The 7,027-nt window shown below is 70.6% G+C and carries 8 protein-coding genes; 1 reads left to right on the forward strand and 7 read right to left on the reverse strand.

From position 1 onward, the window contains the following. Positions 1-22 precede the first annotated feature (22 nt). Together G6027_RS13280 and recO are read right to left on the reverse strand one after the other, a co-directional pair. On the reverse strand, positions 23-790 hold the full coding sequence (locus tag G6027_RS13280; protein WP_182637593.1) for an isoprenyl transferase: 768 nt from the start codon (positions 788-790) through the stop codon (positions 23-25). A 31-nt stretch (positions 791-821) separates the two neighbouring features. After that, positions 822-1,676 (reverse strand): DNA repair protein RecO, encoded by an 855-nt coding sequence (recO, locus tag G6027_RS13285; protein ID WP_182637585.1) that lies wholly within the window; start codon positions 1,674-1,676, stop codon positions 822-824. A gap of 146 nt (positions 1,677-1,822) precedes the next feature. Here recO and G6027_RS13290 point away from each other — a divergent pair, with 146 nt between their 5' ends. Next, positions 1,823-2,737 carry an alpha/beta fold hydrolase gene (locus G6027_RS13290; protein WP_182637586.1) on the forward strand — a complete coding sequence of 305 codons (915 nt, stop codon included), beginning with the start codon at positions 1,823-1,825 and terminating at the stop codon, positions 2,735-2,737. 21 nt (positions 2,738-2,758) lie between these two features. Here G6027_RS13290 and era read toward each other — a convergent pair whose 3' ends face one another. From era to G6027_RS18930, 5 genes are all read right to left on the reverse strand, one after another. Further along, a complete protein-coding gene (era, locus tag G6027_RS13295; protein WP_182637587.1) occupies positions 2,759-3,667 on the reverse strand; it encodes a GTPase Era in 909 nt (302 codons plus the stop codon). Next, positions 3,664-4,986 carry a CNNM domain-containing protein gene (locus G6027_RS13300; protein ID WP_182637588.1) on the reverse strand — a complete coding sequence of 441 codons (1,323 nt, stop codon included), beginning with the start codon at positions 4,984-4,986 and terminating at the stop codon, positions 3,664-3,666. Before G6027_RS13300 ends, era begins: the two co-directional genes overlap by 4 nt. A gap of 3 nt (positions 4,987-4,989) precedes the next feature. Further along, positions 4,990-5,484 carry an rRNA maturation RNase YbeY gene (gene ybeY / locus G6027_RS13305; protein WP_182617320.1) on the reverse strand — a complete coding sequence of 165 codons (495 nt, stop codon included), beginning with the start codon at positions 5,482-5,484 and terminating at the stop codon, positions 4,990-4,992. Further along, a complete protein-coding gene (locus G6027_RS13310) occupies positions 5,481-6,542 on the reverse strand; it encodes a PhoH family protein (protein ID WP_182637589.1) in 1,062 nt (353 codons plus the stop codon). Before G6027_RS13310 ends, ybeY begins: the two co-directional genes overlap by 4 nt. A 29-nt stretch (positions 6,543-6,571) precedes the next feature. Beyond that, the coding region (locus tag G6027_RS18930; RefSeq protein ID WP_241727111.1) for an RsmE family RNA methyltransferase at positions 6,572-7,027 on the reverse strand (456 nt) is incomplete at its 5' end.

Below are 7,027 nucleotides of genomic sequence, written 5' to 3' on the forward strand. Positions count from 1 at the left end.
GCGTCCGCCCGGGGGCCGCGGGTCAGGCTCCGGCCACTCCCCCGAACCGCCGGTCCCGCTCGGCGTACTCCAGGCACGCCGCCCACAGGTCGCGTCGGTCGAAGTCAGGGAAGAGCGTGTGCTGGAAGACGAACTCGGCGTAGGCGCTCTGCCACAGCAGGAAGTTGGAGGTGCGGAGCTCACCGGACGGCCGCAGGAAGAGGTCAACGTCCGGCATATCCGGCTCGTCGAGGTAGCGGGCGAAGTTCTCCTCCGTCAGGTCGTCGGCCGAGACCTCCCCGGCGGCGACCCGTCGCGCGAAGTCCCGCGCGGCGTCGACGATCTCCGCACGGCCCCCGTAGTTGACGCACATCGCCAACGTCATGACCGTGTTGTTCCGGGTGAGTTCCTCGGCCTCCTCGAGTTCGGAGATGACCGACTTCCACAACTTGGGGCGCCTGCCGGCCCAGCGGACCCGCACCCCCAACTCGTGCATCTCGTCGCGGCGGCGGCGCAGCACGTCCCGGTTGAAGCCCATGAGGAAACGCACCTCTTCGGGACTGCGCTTCCAGTTCTCCGTGGAGAACGCGTACGCGGACAGATACGGGACCCCGATCTCGATGCACCCCTGGACCACGTCCATGAGCACCGCCTCGCCCTGCTTGTGTCCCTCGGTGCGGGGCAGGCCCCGCTCCTGGGCCCAGCGTCCGTTGCCGTCCATCACCAGTGCGACGTGGCGCGGAACGAACTCAGCCGGGATCGCGGGCGGTCGCTCACCCGACGGGTGCGGGGTGGGCGGCCGTACGGTCACCGGCGCTGCGCCGTCCCTCGACGCGGTGCGCTTACGGAATCTGGGTAGTCCGGGCACGGGACTCCTCAAGGTGTTCGGCGGGCAGGGGCTCGGCGGGAAATGGCTGGGCGACGGGCAGGGGCTCGTCGGACTGAACCAGGTCGATCACCCCACGGTCGACCAGTGGCAGGCTGCGCAGGTCACGCTCGAGATGCCACTGCAGGTGTGCGGCGGCGATCCCGGAGGCCTGGCGGACGACCGCCGGGGAGGAGACGGTCACGGCGTCCCACCGCCCGGCCAACAGCGCCGACAGGTGCTCGGCGACACCGGGGGTGAGCATGGCACAACCCTGAGGCCTGCAGTGCACGCACACGGTACCGCCGGAGGCCACGTGGAACGCCCGGTGCGGGCCCACCACGCCGCAGTTCACGCAGCAGTCCAGGACCGGCTCCCAGCCGGACGCCGCCATGGCGCGCAGGAGGAACGCGTCGGCGACCAGCCCGGGCGGGCGACGGTGTTCGGCCAGGGAGCGGAGGGCGCCTACGGCGAGGCCGAGCAGCCTCGGAGTGGGGGCGCCGTCCTCCCCCGCCAGCCGCTCCGCGGTCTCCAGCACCACGCAGCCGGAGGTGTAGGCCGGGTAGTCCGCCACGAGGGGACGCGCCAGCGACTCGCGGCTCGACGCCTGCCTCACGGTGCCCAGACCGCTTCGACCACGACCCGGGGCGATCTGCACCTCGACCACGGCGAACGGCTCCAGGCTGGCGCCCATCCGCGAGCGGGTACGGCGCACCGCACGGGCGACGGCCCTGACCAACCCGTGGTCTCGGGTGAGCAGGGTGACGATCCGGTCCGCCTCACCGAGGTCGTAGGTACGCACGACCAGGCCCGTGTCGGTGAACGGGTGCATCCGGGCCTCCTCTCGGTGCGGGCACAGACGCTCATTGTCCCACTCCCGGCCGTCGCGGCGGGTATCGCGCCGGGCGCGCGCCTGAGCCCGATACTCCCCGCCGCCGGGTAGGCCCCCGGGACCCCGAGGACGGCTACAGTCTCGCTGTGCCCAGTATCGCGTCCCGCCTGGTTCCCCTCTACATCCGAGCCACCCGACGGCAGCGCGTGTTCGCCGACCCGGACCGCGCACGTACCTTCCTCGACGACGCCGCGGTGCGCCCGACGGCATATGCTCCGCCTCGGTTGCGCGACGACGTCCGGCTCACCCGTGTCGATCGGCACGGCTGGCCGGTCTACGTGCTGGAACCCGCCGGGGGACCCGCCCGCGGCACTGTCGTGTACGTCCACGGTGGAGGCTGGGCCAAGGAGATCAGCGCGCCCCACTGGCGCCTGTGCGCCCAGATGGCCGCCGAGGCCCGCACCCGCGTCCTGGTGCCGGTCTACCCGCTGGCGGGTCCGGTGTCGGCGACGAACCGGGGAACGGCGGCGAGCGTCGTGGCCGGAGTGGCCGACCTGGTGCGGGACGAGGTCGCCGAGCACGGCCCGGTGTGTCTCGCCGGTGACAGCGCCGGGGGCCAGATCGCGCTGTCCGCGGCCATGGAGCTGAGGGATCGGGGTGTGTCCCGACTCCCGGCGACGATCCTGATCTCACCCGCGCTCGATTTGGCGATGGACAACCCGGACATCGACCGGGTCCAACCCAGTGACCCGTGGCTCGCCCGGAGGGGCTTGCGGGTGTTCATCGACGCCTGGCGGGACGACCTGCCGGTGAACGACCCGCGGGTGAGCCCGCTATGCGGGGACTTCGCCGGCCTGGGGCCGCTCACGGTCTTCGCCGCCACCCGAGACATCGTCCTGCCCGACGTGCGACTCGGCGTGGAGCGGGCCCGCGCCGCCGGCGTGGACGTCAGGTATATCGAGGAGAAGGGACTACTACACGTGCACCCGCTGCAGCCCACTCCCGAGGGACGGGCCGCGCGGGAGACGATCGTGGGGATCGTTCGTTCGACCGTTCGCTAGAGGCACTCGCGCAACCGCGGACTAGAAACCCAGCCGCCCGAGCATCTTGGGGTCGCGCTGCCATTCCTTCAGAACCTTGACGTGGAGGTCCAGGTAGACCTTGGTCCCCAGGAGTTGTTCGATCCCCGCGCGGGCCTGGGTGCCCACCTCGCGCATGCGTGAGCCGCCCTTGCCCAGGACGATCGCCTTCTGGCTCTGCCGCTCCACGTAGACGGTGGCGTGGACGTCCACCATGTCGTCACGCCCCTCGTGGGGGAGCACCTCCTCGATCGACACGGCGATCGAGTGGGGCAGCTCGTCCCGCACGCCCTCGAGGGCGGCCTCGCGGATGAGTTCGGACATCCGGGTCTCGTCCGACTCCTCGGTGATCACGTCGTCGGGGTAGAACCTCGGCCCCTCGGGGAGCAGGGAGGCGATGAGGTCCGCCACCACGTCGATCTGCTCACCGGACGCGGCGGACACCGGGACGACCTCGGAGTCCGGCCCGAGCAGCGTGGAGACCGCGACCAACTGCTCCATGACCGTCTGCTTGGAGACGGTGTCGATCTTGGTGACCAGGCCCAGGATCGGGGTGGTGGGACAGAGCTTGCGCACCTGCTCGAGGATCCAGCGGTCGCCGGGGCCGATACGCTCCCCCGCAGGGATGCACAGGCCGATCAGGTCGACGTCGGAGTAGGTGTCCTCGACCAGGGCGTTCAACCGCTCGCCCAGCAGGGTGCGCGGCCGGTGCAGGCCCGGGGTGTCGACCAGGATGATCTGGGCATCGGGTCGGTGGACCAGCCCGCGGATCGCGTGCCGGGTGGTCTGGGGCCGCGAGGAGGTGATCGCGATCTTCTCGCCCACCAGCGCGTTGGTGAGGGTGGACTTGCCGGTGTTCGGCCGGCCCACGAAGCTGACGAAACCGCTCCGGAAGCCCTCTGGGGTGGTCATCGGTTCTCCTCGTCGTCGTTCTCGTGTGTGCCGTCGGCGGCGGGGTCGATCCGTTCGGCCACCACGGTGACCACCTTGACGCGGCCGCGACGGTCGTGCCCGCCCTCGGCGCGCAGGTCGAGCCCCTCAGTGACCACGTGTGCCCCGGGCAGCGGGACGCGACCGAGTTCGAGCGCCATCAGTCCCCCGATGGTCTCGACCTCCTCGGTCACCTCGTCCGGGAACTCCACGTCGAACAACTCGGCGACCTCGTCCAGGCCGAGCCTGGCCGACAGGCGGTACCTCCCGTCCTCCAGATCCTCGACGGGGGGCACCTCGGTGGTGTCGTACTCGTCCACGATCTCGCCGACGATCTCCTCGAGGATGTCCTCGATGGACACCAGCCCGGCGGTCCCGCCGTACTCGTCGACCAGGATCGCCAGATGGTTGTGGTCCCGCTGCATCTCCGCCAACAGGTCGTCGATCCGCTTGGCGTCCGGCACGAACACCGCGGGACGCATCACGTCGGCGACCGGGGCCGCGCGGCCGTCGGGGTCGTCGAGACGGGCCACGATGTCGCGGAGGTAGATCACGCCCACCACGTCGTCGGAGTTGTCACCGTCCACCACGGGGATCCGGGAGTATCCGGACTTGACGGTCAGCCGGGCGGCCTGGCCGACCGTCTTGTCCGATTCGATCCACACCATCTCGGTCCGCGGGGTCATGACCTCGCGCGCGGTGGTGTCCCCGAGTTCGAACACCGACTGGATCATGCGCGACTCGTCGTCTGCCACGACGCCGCGCTCACGGGCCATGTCCACGATCTCGAGCAGCTCGATCTCGGAGGCGAACGGGCCGTTGCGGAAGCCCCGGCCCGGGGTGACGGCGTTGCCGACACCCACCAGGAGGCTGGCGACGGGACCCAGGACCATCCCGAGCACCCTCAGCGGGGTCGAGGCGCCCAGTGCCAGCGAGTACGCGTGTTGGCGCCCCAGCGTGCGGGGACCGACGCCGGCCACCACATACGCCGCGATGGTCGTCACCGCGATCACCCCGACCAGCGCCCAGACCGTGGACTCGATGACCTCCGCGAACACGACGGTGAGGAGTACGACACCCGCGATCAGGCTCAACAGGTGCAGCAGCACCGTGACGTTGATGTAGCGCGGGCGGTTGAGCAGCATCCGGGACAGCCTCGAGGCCCCGTAGCGGGGTTCCTTGGCCATCTCCTCGACCCGGGCCACCGAGACCGTGCTCAGCGCGGCGTCGAGGGCGGCGAAGACGCCGGCCACCACGATGAGCAGCACGGCAGCGCCGGCTGTGAGAATGGTCTGGTCCACGGATCAGGCGTCCGCGCGCGGGGCGTCGTCCTGCGGGGCGTCCCGGTGGTCGTACCACTCGCCCAGCAGCTCGTTCTGCAGGCCGAACATCTCGCGTTCCTCGGCCGGCTCGGCGTGGTCGTACCCGAGCAGATGAAGGCACCCGTGCACGGTCAACAGCGCCAGCTCGTGCGCGAGCGGGTGCCCGGAGCTGGCGGCCTGGTCGGCGGCGAACGCCGGGCACAACACGATGTCGCCGAGCATCGCCGGGCCGGGATCGGGCAGGTCGGGGCGACCTCCCGGGGAGAGCTCGTCCATGGGGAAGCTCATGACATCGGTGGGGCCCGGCAGGTTCATCCACGTCACGTGGAGATCTGCCATGGTGTCCTTGTCCACGAGCGTGATCGACAGCTCCGCGGCGGGGTGGACGTCCATCCGGGCGATCACGAACGCGGCCACGTCGATGAGTTCGGCCTCGTCGACCTCCACGCCCGACTCGTTGGCGACCTCGATGCTCATCGGCGGCGGTGCTCCCTGTTCCTGGGGACGGCGGTGGGTTCCTCGCCTCGTTCGAGGCGCTCCTCGTGCTTCGCGTAGGCGTCGACGATCCGGGCCACCAGCGCGTGCCGCACGACGTCCGCGGACGTGAGCTCCGAGAAGTGGATGTCGGGGACTCCCTTGAGGATGTCGCGCACCACCTTGAGCCCGGAACGCTGCCCGCCCGGGAGGTCGATCTGTGTGATGTCCCCGGTCACCACGATCTTCGAACCGAAGCCGAGGCGGGTCAGGAACATCTTCATCTGCTCGGGCGTGGTGTTCTGCGCCTCGTCGAGGATGATGAACGCGTCGTTGAGAGTGCGCCCGCGCATGTAGGCCAGCGGCGCCACCTCGATCACCCCGGCCGCCATGAGCTTGGGAATGGCCTCGGGGTCCATCATGTCGTGCAGCGAGTCGTACAGCGGCCGCAGGTACGGGTCGATCTTCTCGTGCAGGGTGCCGGGCAGGTAGCCGAGTCGCTCCCCTGCCTCGACCGCCGGGCGGGTGAGGATGATGCGGCTGACGTCCTTGGCCCGCAGCGCGGCGACCGCCTTGGCCATCGCGAGGTAGGTCTTGCCCGTACCGGCAGGTCCGAGCCCGAACACCACCGTGTGGTCGTCGATCGCGTCGACATAACGCTTCTGCCCCACCGTCTTGGGACGGATCATCCCCCCTCGGCGGGACAGCACGTCCGTGCCCAACACCTCCTCGGGGGTCAGCGGCCCGGAGTCGGCGAGGATCTCGACCGAGCGTCGCACCGACGCCGGGGTGATCTCCACGCCACGCCCGGCCTGTCGCAGCAGGTCCGAGACCACACGGGAGGCCTGGTCGACGGCTCCGGGGTCACCGGAGATGGTCATGGTGCCGCCCCGCACGTGCAGGTCCGCGTCGAGGAGCTCCTCGAGTGCCCGGAGGTTGGCATCCGCGGTACCGAGCACCGCCATGGCCAGGTCGGGGTCGAGCTGGACCGCCGTACGGGAGGGCAGGCCGGCGGGGCCTCCGCGGTCGTCACCCTTCGTCCGGGCGACCGTGTCTCTCACTGCGTCGTTCTCTGGGGTACCTACGTGGATCACTTCCTGGGTGGTGGTGCGGTCGGGTCGAGTGTAGTACCAGCGCGGGCCCATCTCCGCGTGAGAACTCCGAGGGCGCCCAGTGCCACCGCGGCGGCGCTGGAGGTGCGCAGCACCTCGGGACCCAGGACGACGGCGCGGGCCCCGACGTGAGTGAGTGAGTCGATCTCGGCGTCGGAGACGCCGCCTTCGGGCCCGACGACGAGGAGGATCCGCTCCACCGGGCCCGCCGCGGTCACGGCGTCCGCGAAACCGGCGGCACCGTCCTCGTGCAGCACCAGTGCGGTCGCACCCGCCCCGACCTCCTCGGCCACGAATGCCACGAGACCGGTGGAGTCGAGGGGTTCGCCGATCTCCGGCTCCCACTCGCGCCGGGACTGCTTGGCGGCCGCACGGGCCGCGTTGGCCCACTTCGTCCGGCCCTTGTCGAGCTTGGGCCCCGACCAGCGGCTCAC

Origin of the sequence: Dietzia sp. SLG310A2-38A2, from assembly GCF_014145095.1 — a bacterium.
Lineage (GTDB): Bacteria > Actinomycetota > Actinomycetes > Mycobacteriales > Mycobacteriaceae > Dietzia.

Coding starts and splice junctions, on each gene's coding strand:
- recO (WP_182637585.1), bottom strand. CDS start 1,676: ATGCACCCGTTCACCGACACGGGCCTGGTCGTGCGTACCTACGACCTC.
- era (WP_182637587.1), bottom strand. CDS start 3,667: ATGACCACCCCAGAGGGCTTCCGGAGCGGTTTCGTCAGCTTCGTGGGC.
- ybeY (WP_182617320.1), bottom strand. CDS start 5,484: ATGAGCATCGAGGTCGCCAACGAGTCGGGCGTGGAGGTCGACGAGGCC.